Source organism: Corynebacterium sp. 122RC1 (assembly GCF_024580955.1).
Taxonomy (GTDB): Bacteria; Actinomycetota; Actinomycetes; order Mycobacteriales; family Mycobacteriaceae; genus Corynebacterium; species Corynebacterium kozikiae.
The window spans coordinates 31,113-49,957 of record NZ_JANIKD010000011.1; the positions used below are offsets into that span (position 1 = coordinate 31,113).

General features: G+C 61.5%; 14 protein-coding genes. 2 read left to right on the plus strand and 12 right to left on the minus strand.

From position 1 onward, the window contains the following. Window positions 1–76: 76 nt before the first annotated feature. The 6 genes from obgE to NQ050_RS06690 form a co-directional block, all read right to left on the minus strand. Entirely contained in the window at window positions 77–1,594 is a 1,518-nt protein-coding gene (obgE, locus tag NQ050_RS06665; protein ID WP_257038531.1) for a GTPase ObgE, read from the minus strand. A gap of 165 nt (window positions 1,595–1,759) precedes the next feature. Then, a complete protein-coding gene (gene rpmA / locus NQ050_RS06670; RefSeq protein WP_257038532.1) occupies window positions 1,760–2,032 on the minus strand; it encodes a 50S ribosomal protein L27 in 273 nt (90 codons plus the stop codon). Between the two features lie 42 nt (window positions 2,033–2,074). Continuing rightward, window positions 2,075–2,380, minus strand: coding sequence for a 50S ribosomal protein L21 (rplU, locus tag NQ050_RS06675; protein WP_257038533.1), 306 nt, complete (start codon window positions 2,378–2,380; stop codon window positions 2,075–2,077). A gap of 277 nt (window positions 2,381–2,657) precedes the next feature. Then, on the minus strand, window positions 2,658–6,323 hold the full coding sequence (locus NQ050_RS06680) for a translation initiation factor IF-2 N-terminal domain-containing protein (RefSeq protein ID WP_257038535.1): 3,666 nt from the start codon (window positions 6,321–6,323) through the stop codon (window positions 2,658–2,660). Between the two features lie 407 nt (window positions 6,324–6,730). Continuing rightward, window positions 6,731–7,141: a nucleoside-diphosphate kinase gene (gene ndk / locus NQ050_RS06685; RefSeq protein ID WP_257038536.1), complete on the minus strand. Its 411-nt coding sequence runs from the start codon at window positions 7,139–7,141 to the stop codon at window positions 6,731–6,733. A gap of 85 nt (window positions 7,142–7,226) precedes the next feature. Then, the gene (locus tag NQ050_RS06690; protein WP_257038538.1) at window positions 7,227–7,388 is read right to left on the minus strand and encodes a hypothetical protein; all 162 of its coding nucleotides are present in this window, start codon (window positions 7,386–7,388) and stop codon (window positions 7,227–7,229) included. 106 nt (window positions 7,389–7,494) lie between these two features. Here NQ050_RS06690 and NQ050_RS06695 point away from each other — a divergent pair, with 106 nt between their 5' ends. After that, complete coding sequence (locus NQ050_RS06695) at window positions 7,495–8,418, plus strand: pirin family protein (RefSeq protein WP_257038540.1); 924 nt, start codon at window positions 7,495–7,497, stop codon at window positions 8,416–8,418. A gap of 70 nt (window positions 8,419–8,488) precedes the next feature. On the opposite strand, the gene NQ050_RS06700 is transcribed toward NQ050_RS06695, so the two are convergent. The 5 genes from NQ050_RS06700 to NQ050_RS06720 all read right to left on the minus strand — a co-directional run bounded on the left by NQ050_RS06700 (window position 8,489) and on the right by NQ050_RS06720 (window position 15,712). Next, a complete protein-coding gene (locus NQ050_RS06700; RefSeq protein ID WP_257038541.1) occupies window positions 8,489–9,646 on the minus strand; it encodes an MFS transporter in 1,158 nt (385 codons plus the stop codon). Window positions 9,647–9,899: 253 nt separating this feature from the next. Next, complete coding sequence (locus tag NQ050_RS06705) at window positions 9,900–10,334, minus strand: DUF4233 domain-containing protein (protein WP_257038542.1); 435 nt, start codon at window positions 10,332–10,334, stop codon at window positions 9,900–9,902. Then, window positions 10,331–11,758, minus strand: a complete 1,428-nt coding sequence (locus NQ050_RS06710) for a folylpolyglutamate synthase/dihydrofolate synthase family protein (protein WP_257038574.1) — start codon at window positions 11,756–11,758, stop codon at window positions 10,331–10,333. The genes NQ050_RS06705 and NQ050_RS06710 overlap by 4 nt, the downstream gene beginning before the upstream one ends. 48 nt (window positions 11,759–11,806) lie before the next feature. Further along, window positions 11,807–14,488, minus strand: a complete 2,682-nt coding sequence (locus tag NQ050_RS06715; protein WP_257038543.1) for a valine--tRNA ligase — start codon at window positions 14,486–14,488, stop codon at window positions 11,807–11,809. A 246-nt stretch (window positions 14,489–14,734) separates the two neighbouring features. After that, window positions 14,735–15,712, minus strand: a complete 978-nt coding sequence (locus NQ050_RS06720; protein WP_257038544.1) for a malate dehydrogenase — start codon at window positions 15,710–15,712, stop codon at window positions 14,735–14,737. 891 nt (window positions 15,713–16,603) lie between these two features. On the opposite strand from NQ050_RS06720, the gene NQ050_RS06725 reads away from it, so the two are divergent. Beyond that, a complete protein-coding gene (locus NQ050_RS06725) occupies window positions 16,604–17,329 on the plus strand; it encodes a TetR family transcriptional regulator (protein ID WP_257038575.1) in 726 nt (241 codons plus the stop codon). Between the two features lie 99 nt (window positions 17,330–17,428). Here the strand turns inward: NQ050_RS06725 and clpX are convergent, their stop codons facing one another. After that, entirely contained in the window at window positions 17,429–18,709 is a 1,281-nt protein-coding gene (gene clpX, locus NQ050_RS06730) for an ATP-dependent Clp protease ATP-binding subunit ClpX (protein WP_257038576.1), read from the minus strand. Window positions 18,710–18,845: the final 136 nt, after the last annotated feature.

Here is an 18,845-nt window from a genome sequence, read left to right on the forward strand (position 1 = left end):
GGCACCATTGTATTCACCATCCGGGCCAGCGATAAACCGGAAATCACCGCCGCTTCACGGCCTCTCGGAGCTGTGGCTAGCCGTTCCAGCGTTCGCGATCTGCTACTTGGCCATCGCCGTAGTCGTATTCGTCGATCAAACCGCGGCGCACCTGGGAGGCGCGCTTGCGTTCCTCGGCGGACATACGGCCGGTGTGCTCCAGGCGGATGTCGGTGCCGCGGCCAGTGAGGGTGGGGTCCACGCCTGCGGCGGTGGTGGGCTCCCACTCAAAGGTCACGGGGCCAATGGTCACGGTACAGCCGGCGCGAGCACCCATCTTGAAAAGTTCTTCCTCCACGCCCATGCGGGCCAGGCGGTCCGCGAGGTAGCCCACGGCTTCGTCATTTTCAAAGTCCGTCTGGATGATCCAGCGCTCCGGCTTCTCGCCGAGCACCACAAAGCCACCCTCGATCTCAGGATCGGCCTTGATCTCAAAGTCTTTGCGGTTCTTCTTCGACCTCGCATCTACTGCCTTTGGCCGCACGATCACCCGCTCCTCCACCGCGGCCGCAGGTTGCGCTGCGCGGTGCTCCTGGACCAGTTCCAGAAGCTTGTAGCGCAGCGGGTCCAGGCCTTTGCGGGCAACCGCTGAGATGATAAACACCGGCCACCCGAATTGCTCCTCCAGGTCAGCTTTCACAAACTCGGCGAGCTCGAGGGCCTCTGGGACGTCGGCTTTGTTGAGCACGATGATGCGCGGGCGCTTCATGAGGTCACCCAGGCCGGTGTCTTCATCCAGCGCGGATTGGTACGCGGCGAGCTCGTTTTCCAACGCTTCAATATCACTTGCCGGGTCGCGGCCGGGTTCCAAGGAGGCGGTGTCCACGATGTGCGCCAGCACGGCGGTGCGCTCAATGTGACGCAGGAAGTCCAGGCCCAGGCCCTTGCCCTCTGAAGCACCGGGGATCAACCCGGGGACGTCTGCGATGGTGAAAGTCTCGTTTCCCACTTCCACCACGCCGAGGTTGGGTTGCAGGGTGGTGAATGGGTAGTCGCCGATCTTGGGGCGGGCGGCGCTGAGCACGGAAATCAGCGAGGATTTGCCGGCGGAGGGGAAGCCAACCAGGCCAACGTCGGCCATGGATTTTAGCTCCAGCACCACATCGTGTTCCTCGCCTGGCTCCCCTTTGAGCGCGAAGCCCGGCGCCTTGCGTGCCTTGGACGCGAGCGCTGCGTTGCCGAGGCCACCGTAGCCACCTTCGGCGGCGACGAATCGCATGCCGACGCTCGTAAGGTCGGCCAGTGTCTCACCGGTCTCGGAGAGGACTACTGTTCCAGGGGGCACCTCGAGCACGAGGTCTTCGCCGCGTGCGCCGTTACGGTGATCACCTGCGCCGTTGGCGCCGCGCCCGGCTTTGATGTGGGGGCGGTAGTGCAGGTCAAGCAGGGTGTGGACCTGGGAGGAGACTTCGAGGATGATGTCTCCGCCGTGGCCGCCGTTGCCGCCATCCGGGCCGCCGAGGGGCTTGAACTTTTCACGGTGGATGGAGGCGCAGCCGTTGCCACCGTCGCCTGCTTTGAGGTGCAAGACCACGCGGTCGATGAAACGTGCCATTGGTTGTGCCTCCTAGGGCCGAAAATTTTGGAGTGCGATATTGCGCGAAGGCTGAATGTTTTCAGGTGTTTTCAGGTGTTTTCAGCCTAGTGGAATGTGAGTGGAATGAAATCGACCCGGCCGTGCGGGTGTGCAACGGCCGGGTCGGTTTTCAAGTTGTGCAGCTTATGCGCTTGCGGTCTCCACAACGTTTTCCACGATGTTGACCGTGCGGCGGTTGCGCTTGGTGGTGAACTCCACAGCGCCTGCCTTGAGGGCGAACAGAGTGTCGTCGCCACCGCGACCGACGTTCTCGCCTGGGTGGAACTTGGTGCCACGCTGGCGAACGAGGATCTCGCCGGCGTTGACCTTCTGGCCACCGAATCGCTTCACGCCAAGGCGCTTTGCCTCGGAATCGCGACCGTTGTTGGAGCTAGATGCACCCTTCTTGTGTGCCATTTCGGTTTCCCTCCTTACAGGAAAATTGCGGCCCGGTGAGCCTTACTTGATGCCGGTGACCTTGACCACGGTCAGCTTCTGACGGTGACCCTGGCGCTTCTTGTAGCCGGTCTTGTTCTTGTACTTCAGGATCTTGATCTTCGGGCCCTTGGTGTGCTCGACGATCTCGGCTGCAACGCTCACCTTAGCGAGCTCTTCAGCCTTGGAAGTTACGTTTGCGCCATCCACGAGCAGAACCGGGGTGAGAGCCACGGACGAACCTGGCTCACCCTCGATCTTCTCGACCTTGACGAGGTCACCTTCGGCAACCTTGTACTGCTTGCCGCCGGTCTTGACGATCGCGTACATACGAGGGCTACCCCTTATCTGTTACTCGGCTCAGGTCCGGCAACAACGCACCGTTTACCTGAAACATTTGATTGATGATTACTGAAAAGAAAAAGTTTGGCGTTCTCACTCGCAGCGCCTTCCGCACATGGCGGGGCACACGCAGGTGAAAACAGCGACTTTCAAAGACTACCCCGTAAGGTTGGAAAAGACAAACCAGCCCTACGGGGCAAAACTTTGCCAGCGGCCCTCACGCGCAGCTCCCGCGCAAGGATCCGACTGCAGGCTACTCACGGCATTAGCTGCGCCGCACTGCCCGCCGACGACCCCCTGCCGCACGCGATCCCCGAGCGCTCCCCGTGGCGCGGGGCGCTGTGGCTTCCTTCGCTTTGCGGTCCGCGGGAGCGGCCCCATCATCAGTGGCGGTGGCGGCAGTGCTGTCTGCAGTGCCCTGTTTCAGGCTTGAGCCCTGGCTGCTGCGGCTTGTCTTGCGGACGGCGCGGCGTCGGCCTCGTTCGCGCCCCGAGCTCGCGGGAGCGCTTTGGGGTGCTGCCAGGTTGTCGTCGGTAGCGTCCTGGGCCGCAAGCTCAGACCCAACCTCAACCTTTGGCTTCTTCGCAGCGGTGCTCACGCGGCGGCGTCGGCGGCCCTTACCTGCGGCGGGCTCGCGTTCGGCCACCTCTGCCGAAAGCTGCTCGCCCACCGTTTCGGAAGCTGGTTCGGAAGCTGGTTTCTGGAAGTCCTCCGGCTTTGGCTCCACGTCGGACACCGAGTTTCCGCGCACCTTGCGGCGCCGGCGCGGCGAGGAGTCGAAAGCGGCTTTGGCCTCCTCATAGGTGGTGGGCTGTAGGTTCTTGTCCGCGGCCCCAATCGGCAGGTGGTCGCGCCCGGATGGCTCGTCCGGTTCTTCCTCCTCCGCACGCTCCAAGGCGGCATCCACGATGTCCAGCACGTCTGCGGCCTGCGGGGTCTGCTCGCGGGTGCTTCGGCGGGAGCGACGTCGCCTGGTCCTCCGCACACCGGATTCAGACTCGTCACTCTCAGGCTGAGTGGCCTGGGCAGCCTCAACCTGCCGCTCTTCCAAGTCCTGCGGCTCTTCCTCCGTGAACAACTCGCTGCCCAACACGGCCTCGGCGAGCTCCTCATCGCTCGTGCGTTTGCTCGTCTGCTGGTGCTGCTGGTGCTCATGCATGGCCACAGCGGCAGGGTGTTGCGCGGGGTCATGCGCTGGAGCTGGACGTCGTTTATGCTCCCTGACCTTGGCTTCTGGGTCGCGATGCTCCACCGGATCGTCGTGGATAATCACGCCGCGGCCCTGGCAGTGCTCACACTCGGTGGCAAAGGTTTCCAAAAGGCCGGTGCCCAGGCGCTTACGGGTCATCTGCACCAGGCCCAGGGAGGTAACCTCGGAGATCTGGTGGCGGGTTCGGTCGCGGCCCAACGCCTCGGTGAGGCGGCGCAGCACGAGGTCCTGGTTTTCAGGCAGCACCATGTCAATGAAGTCCACCACAATCATGCCGCCCAGGTCACGCAGGCGCATCTGGCGCACGATTTCCTCAGCGGCCTCCAGGTTGTTGCGGGTCACCGTTTCTTCCAGGTTGCCGCCGGCACCGGTGAACTTGCCGGTATTGACGTCAATGACGGTCATGGCCTCGGTGCGGTCGATCACCAGCGTGCCGCCGGAGGGTAGCCACACCTTGCGGGAAAGCGCCTTCTTGAGCTGCTCTTCCACGCGGTATTCCTCGAAGGCATCCACGCCGTCGTGCTCATCGCGGTCGTAGCGCACCAGGCGATCCACCAGCTCAGGGGCCACGGAGGAGACGTAGGCGTGCACGGTGTTCCAGGCGCGGCGACCATCGATCACCAAGGTGGTGAAATCTTCATTGAAGATGTCCCGAACCACCTTCACCAGCATGTTTGGCTCTTCGTACAGCGTTTGCGGCTTGGCTGACTTAGCCTCTTTTTGCTCCTTGGTACGCTCTTGGATCTGCTCCCACTGGGTATGCAGGCGCTGCACGTCCGCGGCAATCGCTTCAGCGGGCACGCCTTCCGCAGCGGTGCGGATGATCACGCCACCGTCCTGCGGCACCACCTCTTTGAGGATGCTCTTTAGGCGGTTGCGTTCCGGCGCCGGCAGTTTGCGGGAAATACCCGCGGTGCGCCCGCCCGGCACATACACCAGGTAGCGCCCGGCCAGGGAAATCTGGGTGGTCAGGCGCGCGCCCTTGTGGCCAATGGGGTCTTTGCTCACCTGCACCAGGACGGCGTCCCCGGGCTTGAGGGCCTGTTCAATCTTGCGGTTGCGCCCACCAAGGCCCTTGGCGCGCCAGTCCACTTCACCGGCATAAAGCACGCCGTTGCGGCCCTTGCCGATGTCAATAAACGCCGCCTCCATGCTTGGCAGCACGTTTTGCACACGTCCGAGGTAGATGTTGCCCACCATGGACGCCTGCGTGTCCGAGGTGACAAAGTGCTCCACCAGCATGTCATCTTCCAGCACACCAACCTGCGTGACGGATCCCGGCGCATCCAGGCGTTCGCGCTCCCGCACCACCATCGTGCGGGTCACGGACTCGCGGCGCGCCAAGAACTCGGCCTCGGAAACGATGTGGCGCTTCTTGCGTTGCTCTTCACGCATTTCCGCCCGGCGCCGACGCTGTGCCTCCAAGCGAGTCGATCCGCGGATTGCCTTCGGCTCGGAGATCAGGGAATCCTCGTCTTCGGCATCTTCTTCATCGGAGGTGACTTCTGAATCCGAGCGATCGCGGCCGCGGCCCCTTCCCCTACCGGTGCCACGCTTGCCCCGACGCCGCCCCCGCGTTGCCTTTTCCTCAGTATCTTCGGTGTCCTCAGCGTCCCCAGCGCCACCGGCAAACTCAGCGTCCTCGGTGTCTTCGCCCTCCCAGTTCTCGGCGATCGCCTCCAGATCAGGCGCTACAAACAGCGGGGTGGCAAACACCGGCTGCGCAACTTGCTCCGCTACCGGCGCAAGAGTGATCTCTGGAGTGACGTCCTCAAGCGGCTCCGCGTCCAGCTCTTCCTCGACCGCCAGCGCAAAAGGCTCCCCCGCAGCTTCCTGGCTGCCCGCACGCTCGGCAAGCTCGCGCTCGACCTTCTCCTCAATCTGGTGGATCTCATTTTCCACGTTCTTTTCCACCCGATGCCGCAGTTGCGCCTCCTCCTCAGAAGCAATGCGTTCCGACGAGGCCACCACCTCCACTGCACTCGTCTCCACGGCGTCTGCGCTTTCGGCACTTTCAGTGCTTTCGGTGCTTTCGGTGCTTTCGGTGCGCTGGGCGAGCTCGCGCTCAACCTTCTGCTCGATCTGGCTGATCTCGTTTTCTACATTCTTTTCCACCCGATGCCGCAGTTGGGCGTCCTCATCTGCGGCGCTGGCGGCGTCGGAACCCGTTTCAGCAGCGGGAGCTTTTGCGGCACGCTTGGCGGCCTTCTTCTTGGTCTTGGCCTTGGGCGCCTCGGGTGCCTCGGGTGATTCGGATGATTTGGGGGTTGCGGTTGCTTCGGCGGCTTCAGGAGCCTCTGTGCTTGTTGTAGGTTTGCCGGATTCGAGGAAGTCGATGAGGCGGTGGACCTCGGCGAGGTCGAGTGAGGAGGTAGCCGCCTTGGTGATGCCAAGCTCGGCGAGTGTGGCCAGGAGTTCCTTGGAGCTCAAATTGAGCATTTTCGCAGCTTGGTAGACGCGGGTCTTGGTGCCAAACTCGCCGCGGTCAATGGATATGGCTGATGTAGCGGCGCTGGGTTTCGCTGCTTTCGTTGCCTTCTTTGCTGCGGTCTTTTTCGCGGCGGACTTTTTTGCAGCGGTCTTCTTCGCAGCGGTCTTCTTGGCGGGGGCGTCTGCTGGGACAGCGGCGACTTCAGCAGTCCCAGTTTCAGGGGTTTGGGTTTCAGGGGTTTGGGGCCCCTTCCGCACGGCACGACGACGTGTATTGGTTGATGCAGCCACTGCATCTCTCCTTTGAAGTTTCTGCCTCGCAAACTTGCTTACACCCGGGCGCTGGCTGCCAAAAATTGGGGCTCTCAACGAGCGTGCTTGAAATGCAAGCATTGGTCACCGCCGCCACACAGGCGCGTTTGTGCAGGTTATTGAGTTGTTCTGGTTAAGTCTGTTCGCGTGTCCGCAGCCTGAGGCGCGCACGCTGCCTTCTATTGTGGCACAAACAACCGCCCATGAGCCCCTGCACCTGAGGTAATTGCGCATTCTCTTAGGGAAAATTTTTAAACGGGCCAGTTGTGGGGCACAACGCAGGGCACAGCAAAGGGCACAGACGCCAAAAACCTCCCGAGCCGCAATAATGCAAGCTCAGGAGGCTGAAACACTACCGTGGTGGTGCACCACCAGCGATTACGTTCTTAGAGGTTAGGGAACCAGATAGAGATCTCGCGCTCAGCGGACTCTGGGGAGTCAGAACCGTGAACCACGTTTTCTGCTACCTCGAGTGCAAAGTCACCACGGATGGTGCCTGGGGTCGCCTTGGAGACAGGGTCGGTGCCGCCGGCGAGCTGGCGCCATGCCTCGATTGCGCGTGGCCCCTCAACAACGCCAGCGATCAGTGGTGCGGAGGTGATGAACTCAACCAGCTCGCCGAAGAATGGCTTGTCAGCGTGCTCGGCGTAGTGCTTCTCAGCGGTCTCGCGGTCGGTGAGGCGCAGGTCAAGGGCGGCAAACTTCAGGCCCTTGCGTTCAATCCGGGCGATGATTTCACCGATGAGGCCGCGCTCAACACCGTCTGGCTTAATGAGAATGAGTGTGCGTTCAGTCATAGTTTCTTACTCTAACGCATCCCACTTCCCGCACCCCTCCCCCAAACCCCGTATATCCCCCGCCGCACCCCCGAAGCACTGGCGCCTAGCGCATGCGTCGGATGAGAAATGCCCACACCGCACACCCGATCGCGGAGGAAAGAAACAACCCAATCCACCACAGTGGCCTGCCGGTGAGCACGGTAGCCACGCTCAACACCAAAAAGAGCACGGCAAAACCAGCGTAGAGCATCCAAAGTTTGTTCACGGCTCCTCCAATCACGCGCACGAAGCAATCCCAGCAACGCCAAGCAAACACCCCCACCCCAACACCTCCGCCACAACATTCCGAGCTTGGTGGAACAATGGTGGGTATGACTGCAGTGGAGATTATCAGCCCGCGCACCGTTCCTTTGGGTGGCCAGCGAGCAATGGATGTGCAGCGCACGTTGCCTCACCGCGACCGCGCAACGATCGGCGCTTGGTGTTTTGCGGACCATTATGGCCCGGAGGAGACCAAGATGGACGTCCCACCACACCCCCACACGGGGCTACAAACCGTGAGTTGGTTGCTGGAGGGTTCCATCAAGCATGACGATTCCGGTGATCGCCATGAAATGGTCCGCCCCGGCGACCTCGTCATCATGACCGCCGGCTCCGGCATCTGCCACTCCGAAGTATCCCAGTCCGAGCGCCTCCACGGAGTACAGCTTTGGGTGGTACTGCCGGAACACGCACGCCACATGGAACGCCGCCTCGATGTGTTCCATACGCCAACCACCGAGGTTGAAGGCGGCGAGGCCCTGGTGTTCCTGGGCTCCATGCTGGGTGTCACTTCCCCGGTGGAAACCCACACCCCGCTGCTGGGCGCGGAGGTTCGCATCGATCCGGGTGCCTCGATCACCCTGGACCTGGACCCCACCTATGAGCACGGCATTTTGGTGGATGCCGGCCCGGTGCTGGTGGACGGCCAAGGTGGCACCGAGCTCAACCGCCACGACCTCGGCTACATCGCCCCCGGCCCCACCGAGGTTGTGCTGGAGAATCCCGGCCCGGACCGCGCCCGCGTTGTGGTGCTCGGCGGCACTCCGTTTGAGGAAGAGTTCATCATGTGGTGGAACTTCATTGGGCGCACGCATGAGGAAATCGAACTGTACCGCGAAGAGTGGATGGCGCACGGGGATCGCTTTGGCACCACACACGGTTACGTCGGCGGTGGTCCTGATCCCCTGCCCGCACCCGTGATGCCGAACGCCCGCCTCAAGCTGCGCGGCGGCAAGTTCAATCGCAAGCGCTAAAGCAGGGATTTCCAGTGATTTCCGACGCCCCCAAGGCCCCACCCAGCACCGTGGCTTTGGGGGTTTCGCGCTACTTTCGGCGGCGAAGCACCGGGTTGCAGGCTTCCAAGGCGCCCGCGACCAGCACACAAACCGCGGGAATACTGAACGCCAGGTGTGATTGGTCCCCGCCGGAAAGATAGAGCGGGAGCAACACCAACGGCGCCGCCGCTGAGGAGAAGAAGCGGAAGGCCTGTACGGTAGCGTTGAGCGATTTGCCGCCAGGCGCACCAAGGACCGTGATGATCACCGCCAGCATGGCTGCCTGCGCAGAGACGAGCGCGATGGCCCACATGGCTACGAGAACCCAGACGTTCGGAGCGTGGTCGATTCCCCAGATGCCTACTGAGGAGCCCACCGCACTCACAATCAGCGTGCTCCTCGCCCCGAGCCGGTTGATGAGTACACCGTTGGGCCGGCCCAGGATGAAGGTGGCTAGCCCGCCGGACATCACCACTGCGCCTGTTGCCCCGGTGTCCAGGTTGAAGCGCGTCGCGGCGTTCAGCCCCACCAGAGCACCGATGCCGAGGGTACAAAAGCCCCAAATCGAGGTAGCCAGGATATGGATGATCGTGCCCAGTACGGGGACCTTTGACTCGGGTTCAGGCAATCCGTGCTCACCCGATGGAGTTGCCGGGCCCACCTTGGGTAGGCCCTTGAACAGGATAAACAGCACGGCGGCGATCACCACCAGGTAGGTGAGTTGCCAATTCACTTTGGCGGCAAAGCCGGCGAGCAGCGGCGAGGTGAACATGCCAAAAGCCTGGGCGGCCGCATAGGTGCCCAGGCTGGGTGCGAGCTGGTGGGGTGGCACCATTGCCTGCAGGATGTTTTGCAGCAATGGCATGGTGAATGCGTTTGCCGTTCCCATAATCGCCAGGCCCACCAGGAACATGGGCCACCAGGGGCTCAACAGCGCGATGAGCGCGCCGAGGAACGTCACCACATACGCAAGGTTTACCACGTTTCGGGGCTCGAACCCGCGCACGATCCTTGCGCTAATAAGCATGAGGACCGCGAAAGGCACCAAGTAGACAGTGATTGCCAGGCCCGCCTGATGCACGCCAATGCCAAACGTGGTAGCCACCGTGGGCAGAATTGCAGAGGTTGCTTGCGCTGAAAACGGCCCCACGAACCCGCCCACATACACGGGGAGCAAGGCTGCAGATTGAGGCGAGCGATCCCGCACAGGCAAACTCCTTCCCTCATGGCAACACCGGTCCCCCAATATCCACGGCCCAAGATCCAAGACCCAATATCCAGGCCCCAGGGCCCAAGACCCACCGCGCAGACCAACGTGCAGCGCTGCCCGGGAGCCCATGTATTGAGGGATTGTTCCACTATCGCGCACCGGACGTGACTTAGAGCACGTTTCAGTGCAATCATGCGCAAAGGACTCGGGATTGTTACCGTGTGCGCAAGAAAGCCTGCCTCGAATTGGCCTACATGTGCTGGGTGGTAAGCAGCCCTCGCTTCATACGCTCGATAAGGTTGCGGCGCAGGTAGAACAGGTACACCCACACCACGATGAACAGGATTGCCATGACGGCCATTGACGAGTGGATGAACACCCCGCCAAGAGCGAACACCTGTAGGGCGATGTTCACTGGGATTGCCCAGGGCTTGCGCTGCAGGAAGCTCATCACCAGCATCACGGTGGCCAGCACGGTGACGTAACCCCAGTTCAGTGGAGTCCACAGCGCGCCGTTTTCCACCCGCAGGATCACCGTGAGCACCAGATAGAAGGTGATCGCCTCCATCATCATGGTGGCACTCATCACGCCAACGAGGCCCTTCATTGGGTCTTTGACGGGAGCGTGGCCCGGGCCGAGTGGACCGTATTCCACTTCGTCGCGGGCACTATTTCCATGGCTCATGCGGGTTCCTTTCCAAATAGGGTGCGGGCCTCGCCCGCTGTCACCACAGAGCCGGTGATGACAACGCCGGCGCCGGATTGAACATCTGTGTCTTCGGCCAACTCCACAGCCAGCTCCACGGCGGAAGGCAGGTAGGGCTCCACGTGGACGCGCTCCTCACCAAAGATGTCACGGGCGTATTCCGCCAGCGCTTCCGCCTCCAGGGCGCGCGGGGAGGAGGTTTGGGTGCACACGATGTCCGCAAGGTGCGGCTCAAGCGCGTTCAGGATGCCTTGGGCATCTTTGTCCCCAAGTACCCCAACCACGCCGATAAGCTTGGTGAACTCAAAGTCGCGCTCCAGGGCCTCACCCAAGGCCTTCGCGCCGTGGGGGTTATGGGCGGCATCAATGAACACCGTGGGTGCGGTGCGCACGCGCTCCAGGCGGCCCGGCGAGCTCACCTGTGCAAAGCCCGCACGGACGGTGTCTTGGTCCAACTGGCGGCCGGCACCGGCGCCAAAAAACGCCTCCACTGCGGCAAGCGCCACCGCGGCATTCGCAGCCTGGTGCGCGCCGGAAAGCGGGAGGAAGATGTCAGTGTACTCACCACCCAAACCGCGAAGCGTCAGCTGCTGACCCCCCACGGCCACGGTGGCCTCTACCACGCCGAACTCCTGGCCCGCTCGGGCCACGGATGCATCCACCGCGATGGCCTGCTCGAGGACCACACGCATAGCCTCGGGGGTTTGCTCAGCGATGATGGCCACGTTGTCCGGTGGGGTGAGTAGGTCGTCGGCATCCCAGCGCGACTTGATGATGCCCGCCTTTTCCGCGGCGATCTGCTCGATGGTGTCCCCCAGGTAGTCGGTGTGATCCAGGCCAATTGGGGTAATCACGGAAACATCGGCGTTGATCACATTTGTGGCATCCCACTTGCCACCCATGCCCACCTCAACCACGGCAACGTCCACGGGGGCGTCGGCAAACGCCGCGTAGGCCATGGCGGTGAGCACCTCGAATTTGCTCATCGCCACGTCGCTGCGGGCGTCCACCATCTCAACGTAGGGCTTGATTTCCTCCCAGGTACGCACGTAGTCGCGCGGGTGAATGGGCAGGCCATCGATGGCGATGCGCTCCGTGACCAACTGCAGGTGCGGGCTGGTGGTGCGGCCGGTGCGCCGGTGGAAAGCACGCAGCAGTGCCTCGATCATGCGAACCGTGGACGTCTTGCCGTTTGTCCCCGCCACATGGATCGCGGGGAACGCCCGGTTTGGCGAGCCCAACAGGTCCATTAGCAGCTCAATCCGCTCTAGCGAAGGGTCGATCTTGGTCTCCGCCCAGCGTTGATCCAGCTCCGCCTCAACCTTGGCGAGCGCTGCTAAATCCTCCGACGTCACCTCCCGAGACACCGCCTCCTGTGCCGCCTCGGGGGCGTCGGTAGGCATTGCCAGATCCAGGGAGAGGCCTTCTTCACTCAACCGCACGCGGTCCACTTAGCTCAGCTCCTCAAGGCGAGCGCTGATGCGCGCCACCTCTTCTTGCGCAACCTGCTGGCGCTCGCGGATCTTGGCCACAACGGCCTCCGGCGCTTTGGCCAGGAAGGACTCGTTGCCCAGCTTTTTGCCGGTGGTCTCCAGCTCCTTGTTCGCCGCCGCGAGGTCTTTCTCCAGGCGCTTGCGCTCAGCCTCCTTGTCCACGGTGCCGGAGGTGTCCAGTGCGATGGTCACGGTTGCTTGGCTCAGGCGCACTTCAATGCTTGCCGACGCGGCAAAGTCCGCACCAGGGGCGTCGATGCGCGCGAGCGAGCGGATGGTCTCCTCCTGCGCGCCCAGATCGCAGGCAATAAAGTCCAAGCTCGCGGGCACTTTTTGGGAGGGCTTCACGCCTTGGTCCGAGCGGAAGCGGCGAATCTCGGTGACGAGCTTCTCCAGGTCCTCCATGCGGCGCGCGGCAACCTCATCCACTTCGGTGTCTGCATCACCATTGGCCACGCCTGGCCACTGTGCAAGGTTGAGCGACTCTCCATCGGTGAGCGCCGTCCACAAGACCTCGGTGACGAATGGCATTGAGGGGTGGAGCAGGCGCAATACCGTGTCCAACACATTGCCCAGCACAATCTGGGTATTCGCACCGGTGGCGCTGTGGCCTTCGCGTGGGATCTGCACCTTGGCGATCTCCAAGTACCAGTCGCAGAACTCGCCCCAGGTGAAGTGATACAAAGCCTCGTTAGCCTTGGCAAATTGGTAGCGATCCAAGTAGTCATCCACTTGCACGCGCACCTGCTCCAGACGGTCGAGGATCCACCGGTCGGCGTCGGTAAGCTCCTCCCGCGGCGGCAACTGCCCCGTGTGCGCGCCGTTCATCAGTGCAAACTTCGTTGCGTTGAACAGCTTGGTGGCAAAGTTACGCGAGCTCTGTGCGGCATCTGGACCCACCGGCAGGTCGACGCCGGGGTTCGCACCGCGGGCCAAGGTGAAACGCAGGGCGTCGGCGCCATATTCGCGCACCCAGTCCATGGGATCAATGCCATTGCCCAGGGACTTACTCATCTTTCGCCCGTGCTCGTCGCGGACCAAGCCATGCAGGAAAACGTCGGTAAACGGAATCTGCGGGCGGCCGTCATTGCCCTGCCCCAGCAGCTCAGGGGTCTCCTTTGCCGCGAACGTGCCGAACATCATCATGCGGGCAACCCAGAAGAAGAGGATGTCATAGCCCGTCATCAGTACGCTCGTGGGGTAGAACTTCTCCAGCTCAGGGGTGGCATCCGGCCAGCCCATGGTGGAAAACGGCCACAACGCAGAGGAGAACCAGGTGTCCAGCACGTCTTCGTCCTGGGTGTAGCCCGCCGGTGGCTGCTCGTCCGGGCCAACGCACACCACTTCGCCGTCCGGGCCGTACCAGATTGGGATGCGGTGGCCCCACCACAACTGGCGGGAAATGCACCAGTCATGCATATCGTCCACCCACTCGAAGTAGCGCGGCTCGGAGGCCTTGGGGTGGATCACCGTGTCGCCCTCGCGGACGGCATCGCCGGACATCTTTGCCAGCTCTTCAACTTTGACCCACCACTGCAGGGAAAGTCGCGGCTCGATAGGCTCGCCGGAGCGTTCGGAGTGGCCGACGGAGTGCACGTAGGGGCGCTTTTCCGCAACGATGCGGCCCTGCTCTGCCAGCGCCTCGCGGATCTTCACGCGGGCCTCGAAGCGGTCCATGCCGTCAAACTCGGTGCCGGTGCCTGCAATGCGGCCCTTGGAGTCCATGATGGTTGGCATTTCCAAGTTGTGACGCAGGCCGAGGGCATAGTCATTGGGGTCATGCGCCGGGGTGATCTTCACGGCGCCCGTGCCGAACTCCGGGTCCACATAATCATCCGCGACCACAACCATCTGCCGATCGGGCAGGAACGGGTGCGGCAAGGTGGTGCCCACCAGGTCCTTGTAACGCTCATCCTCAGGGTGCACAGCCACCGCAACGTCGCCGAGCATTGTCTCCACGCGGGTGGTGGCCACGATGACGTGGGGCTCATCATCGTTGAGGGAGCCGTAACGGATAGAAACCAGCTCACCTTCAACGTCCTTGTAGACCACCTCAATGTCGGACACCGCGGTCTCCAGGACAGGCGACCAGTTCACCAAGCGATTCGCCTGGTAAATCAACCCACGGTCATAAAGCATCTTGAAGATGGTCTGCACCGCACGGGAAAGGCCCTCATCCAGGGTGAAGCGCTCGCGCTCCCAATCCACGGAATCACCGATGGCGCGCATCTGGCTGCCGATGGTGCCGCCGTACTCCTGCTTCCACTGCCACACCTTGGCAATGAACTCATCACGCTCATAATCCCAACGGCTCTTACCCTCGGTCTCCTTGAGCATCGCCTCCACCTTGGTTTGGGTGGCAATACCCGCGTGATCCATACCAGGCAACCACAGCACCTCATAGCCCTGCATACGCTTCCGGCGCGCAATCGCATCCATCAACGTGTGGTCCAAAGCATGGCCCATGTGGAGCTGGCCCGTCACATTCGGCGGAGGGAGCACAATGGAAAAAGCCGGCTTCTCGCTCGTAGGGTCAGCATGGAAATAGCCCTTGGCCACCCAGTTTTCATACAAAGTGGACTCGTGGGCCTGAGGGTCCCAACTAGCTGGCAAACGATCCGCACGGTTTTCAACAGTCATGCGTCCCATCTTAACCGGCTGGGCAAATCAGGTTCGGGTTCAGGTTCGGTGGGGTCGGGATCGGGCTCAGGATCGAGCTCGGCGGTGATGGGGCGGCCTGGGGATGGAGCCCAGCACCCAAGCCCAAGCGCCCAAGCCCAGCACGTCGGCGCCGTTGGGATACGAGGATTTCACAACCGACGCAAAAAGGGGGCGCCCCTCAGGGGACGCCCCATTGCTCACAGGCCCAATCACGGCCTGATTGGCCTACTTCAGCAGGTCAGCAACGGCCTCGCGCTCTTCTTGGAGCTCCTTGACGTTGGCGTCGATGCGCTCACGCTGGAAGTCGGAAACCTCGAGGCCCTGGACAACTTCCCAGCGGCCAGCGCGGGAGACAGTTGGCAGACCCACGATGATGCCCTCTGGGATGCCGTAGGAGCCGTCGGATGGGATAGCCGCGGAGACCCACTGCTCGGTGCCGTTGATCCAGTCATGCATGTGGTCGATAGCGGCAGAGGCTGCGGAAGCTGCGGAGGACTTTCCGCGGACCTCGATGATCTCAGCGCCGCGCTTTGCAACGCGTGGGATGAACTCGTTGAGGTACCAGTCCTGATCCACCAGGTCAGCAACCTTATCGCCGCCAACAGTGGCGTAGGTGATGTCTGGGAACTGGGTTGCGGAGTGGTTACCCCACACCACAACCTGCTCGAACTCGGTAGTTGCGCGGCCAAGCTTGGTGGCCAGTTGGCTGAGCGCGCGGTTGTGATCCAGGCGCATCATGGCGTTGAAGCGCTCATTTGGTACGTCAGGTGCTGCGTGCATTGCGATCAGCGCGTTGGTGTTCGCAGGGTTGCCCACCACGAGCACGCGGATGTCGTCCGCAGCATGGTCGTTGATTGCCTTGCCCTGTGGACCAAAGATCTTGCCGTTCGCAGCCAACAGGTCAGCGCGCTCCTCGCCCTTGCCGCGCGGCTTCGCACCGACCAAGAAAGCAGCGTTGGCGCCGTCGAAAGCCTTGTCTGCGGAGTCAGTCACGTTAATGCCGCGCAGCAGCGGGAATGCGGAGTCCAGCAGCTCCATGGCCACGCCCTCAGCAGCCTGGGTGGCAGCGGGGATCTCAAGGAGTTCAAGCTCGACGGGAACGTTCTTGCCGTAGACGTCACCGTTAGCAATACGCCACAGCAGGGAGTAAGCAATCTGGCCGGCGGCGCCGGTAACAACAACCTTCTTGGCAACTTCAGTCATGTTCCAACCTTTGTGTGTTCTGGCCCCCGGGATTGTGGGCGCCTAGCTGATGTAGTTCCTGCTTCACTGTGGCTCACCGCAGTCCACCGCAGTCCACCGTGGTCCACCGTAGTTCACTGCGGCTCCCTGCAAGGTTCACTTCGGGAGCCACCGTGTAGGTATTCACTGCGCGAATTTTTATGCACTTTTGGGGGAAGTGTGCGTGTGGTGTTTTTCACGCAAACGCCCGCACAAAGCGCACGCCATGTTGCTGAGTGAGCCGCGTCAAAGCGTTGCCCCTAGGGTATCGTGCCTCACGTTTCTTTGCCGCACAAGTATGCATTTTTGCAGGTAGAAACGATAAGGAGAAAAATCACATGTGAATCCCCTCTCATTCGGACACAAAACAAACTTTTCCAAAAGTGTTGTGACTTTTTTACTGAAATTCCATGCCGCTTCACCCCCAAAAGGCGCCAGTGGGGCACGGATAGATGCCCTTTGTAGGTGCAAGGCAAAAATTCGTCTATGGTTGGCGTTGTGGTTCCTGCGCCTCTTTTTCCAAAGTCAAGGCCATCAAGGTACTGCGCGCTCCACCGAGCGTGCAGCAAATCCGGGAATGTTCCCATCAAAACTTCACACGGTAGGTCACAAGGGTTTCGCAGTTCACGCTTTTCGCTCAACGCAGCCCTTAAGGTTCCTACCTCAGCTCCGGCAAGCACACCGCAACAACCAAAGATAGAAAGCTCTTGATTGAAAAGGATTGATTGATCCGTGCGCTTTTCAGAACAACGGGTAGACCCAAACTCAAACCCCGAGTCCGAATCCGGGACTGGATCCGTGTTCCCCGCTGACTTTGAGGGGCAGGAGAATTCCTCTGCTGCGTTTGGAGCCAAGGGCAGTGCCCAGACCGGCATGGATGACGCACCCTCTGAGGCAACCCGGGAAGCAGTGTTGGAAACCGCGCTGCAGTCGTTTGCCACCTTGGGGTTTGCAAAGACGCGTCTGGAGGAGATCGCGCGGGAATCTGGGATGTCTAAGCGCATGATTCACTACCACTTTGGGGACAAGCGCGGCCTATATAACCAGTGCATCATCCGTGCTATCCAGCTTCTGCGCCCCACCGCATTGGAGATGCAAATTGACTCCAACGTGCCAGTGGAAGGCATCCGCAAGGTTGTGGAAGCAGTGTTCGGTTGCTACGTAGATCATCCACAGGCAGCCCGCCTGCTGGCTATCGAAAACATCTACCACCACGGCACGATGAGCGACGCCAACTCGCTCCTCGACCAGTCCCCCACGTTCCTCCAGCTCGACAAGCTGCTCATGGTTGGTCAGGACTCAGGCGCCTTCCGCCCAGGTATTGCCGCCCAAGACATTTTCACCCTGATCGCTTCCCTAGCGCACTTCCGCATCAACGCCCGCTACACCACCATGCACCTCTACGGCATGGACTACATGGATGAGGAAAACACCGAGGGCATGAAGCGCCTGGTGGTGGACACCGTCCTGGCGTTTCTCACCAGCAACCTGAAGTCCACAGAAAGCGTAAGCTATCTGGTCACCCGCGACGTCACCGAGGATTCGCTATCTCACGACGGCGACGGCTTCTACGAAATCGGCGCGGACCCATTTGAATAAACGTCATCCTCCGGGCGAAAGCCCGGAGGATCTCTTTTTCAGCCCCTCCCACCGCGCCCCATCCTTCACCTGGTGAATTACGGGAGCCTTGGGGCGTGGTTACGCGCTCTTTTCTTCAAACTCCACGAGCTGCGGCTCGGCCTCGCCGCGGGCTACGGCCGCATTGATCACAACCTGGGCGACGTCCTCACGGTCCGGGATGTCATACATCACCGGCAGGAGCAGCTCCTCCACGATGGCGCGAAGACCACGGGCGCCGGTGCCACGCTCAAGAGCTTGGTCAGCGATTACCTCGAGGGCATCTTGCTCGATGACCAGCTCCACGCCATCCATTTCAAACAGGCGCTGGTACTGGCGCACCAGGGAGTTCTTCGGTTCGGTAAGCACCTTCACCAGCGATGCCTGGTCCAGGTTGCTAACGGTGGCAACGATCGGTAGGCGGCCGATGAACTCTGGGATCAGGCCGAATTTCACCAGGTCCTCGGGGCGGACTTCCTTGAAGATGTCTACCTCGTCGCGCTCCTGCTTGGTGGTGAGCTCAGCACCGAAGCCGAGGCCTTTCTTGCCGCGGCGCTCCTCGATCACCTTCTCCAGGCCAGCGAAAGCGCCGGCCACGATGAACAGGATGTTGGAGGTATCCAGCTGGATGAACTCCTGGTTGGGGTGCTTGCGTCCACCTTGCGGCGGGATAGAAGCCACGGTTCCCTCAAGGATTTTCAGTAGGGCTTGCTGCACGCCTTCGCCGGAAACGTCGCGAGTGATAGAGGGGTTGTCAGACTTGCGGGAGATCTTGTCTACCTCATCAACGTAGATGATGCCGCGCTGCGCACGAGCAACGTCAAAATCTGCGGCCTGCAGCAGTTTGAGCAGGATGTTTTCCACGTCCTCACCCACATAGCCCGCTTCGGTGAGGCTGGTTGCGTCAGCAATGGCGAAAGGCACGTCCAGCAGGCGCGCAAGAGTTTGCGCGAGGTAAGTTTTGCCGGAGCCGGTTGGGCCGAGCAGCAAAATGTTGGACTTCTGCAGCTCCGCCTCATCCTCTTTGGGCTTTCGGCCGGACGCCGCGCGGGCCTCCTCAGTGCGCACGCGCTTGTAGTGGTTGTACACCGCAACGGCGAGAGTGCGCTTCGCCGCCTCTTGGCCAATCACATAGGTGTCCAGGAACGCCGAAATCTCTGAAGGTTTGGGGAGCTTCGTGCCGGTATCTTTGGTCTCTTGCTCCGCCTTGGAGAACTCTTCCTCGATGATCTCGTTGCACAGCTCAATGCATTCGTCGCAGATGTACACGCCGCCACCGGCGATGAGCTTTTTCACCTGCTTCTGGCTCTTGCCACAAAATGAGCATTTGAGCAGATCAGCGGTTTCCTGCATGTGTGCTATGCCTATCTTTCTGCCACTGTTGGCGTGTGGTGTGCTGCCATTTCTTGGGCTTATTGGGGCCGCGGTTGCGTTCTGGACGGCGAAGCTGTGCCACACCGGATACCCATTCCCCAACGCGCTCCATCGCTGCAACGCG

Bases quoted from the DNA above. Each gene is read 5' to 3' on its own strand.
- obgE (WP_257038531.1), bottom strand. From the start codon at position 1,594: ATGGCACGTTTCATCGACCGCGTGGTCTTGCACCTCAAAGCAGGCGAC.
- rpmA (WP_257038532.1), bottom strand. From the start codon at position 2,032: ATGGCACACAAGAAGGGTGCATCTAGCTCCAACAACGGTCGCGATTCC.
- rplU (WP_257038533.1), bottom strand. From the start codon at position 2,380: ATGTACGCGATCGTCAAGACCGGCGGCAAGCAGTACAAGGTTGCCGAA.
- ndk (WP_257038536.1), bottom strand. From the start codon at position 7,141: ATGACTGAACGCACACTCATTCTCATTAAGCCAGACGGTGTTGAGCGC.
- NQ050_RS06695 (WP_257038540.1), top strand. From the start codon at position 7,495: ATGACTGCAGTGGAGATTATCAGCCCGCGCACCGTTCCTTTGGGTGGC.
- NQ050_RS06705 (WP_257038542.1), bottom strand. From the start codon at position 10,334: ATGAGCCATGGAAATAGTGCCCGCGACGAAGTGGAATACGGTCCACTC.
- NQ050_RS06710 (WP_257038574.1), bottom strand. From the start codon at position 11,758: ATGCCTACCGACGCCCCCGAGGCGGCACAGGAGGCGGTGTCTCGGGAG.
- NQ050_RS06715 (WP_257038543.1), bottom strand. From the start codon at position 14,488: ATGACTGTTGAAAACCGTGCGGATCGTTTGCCAGCTAGTTGGGACCCT.
- NQ050_RS06720 (WP_257038544.1), bottom strand. From the start codon at position 15,712: ATGACTGAAGTTGCCAAGAAGGTTGTTGTTACCGGCGCCGCCGGCCAG.
- NQ050_RS06725 (WP_257038575.1), top strand. From the start codon at position 16,604: ATGGATGACGCACCCTCTGAGGCAACCCGGGAAGCAGTGTTGGAAACC.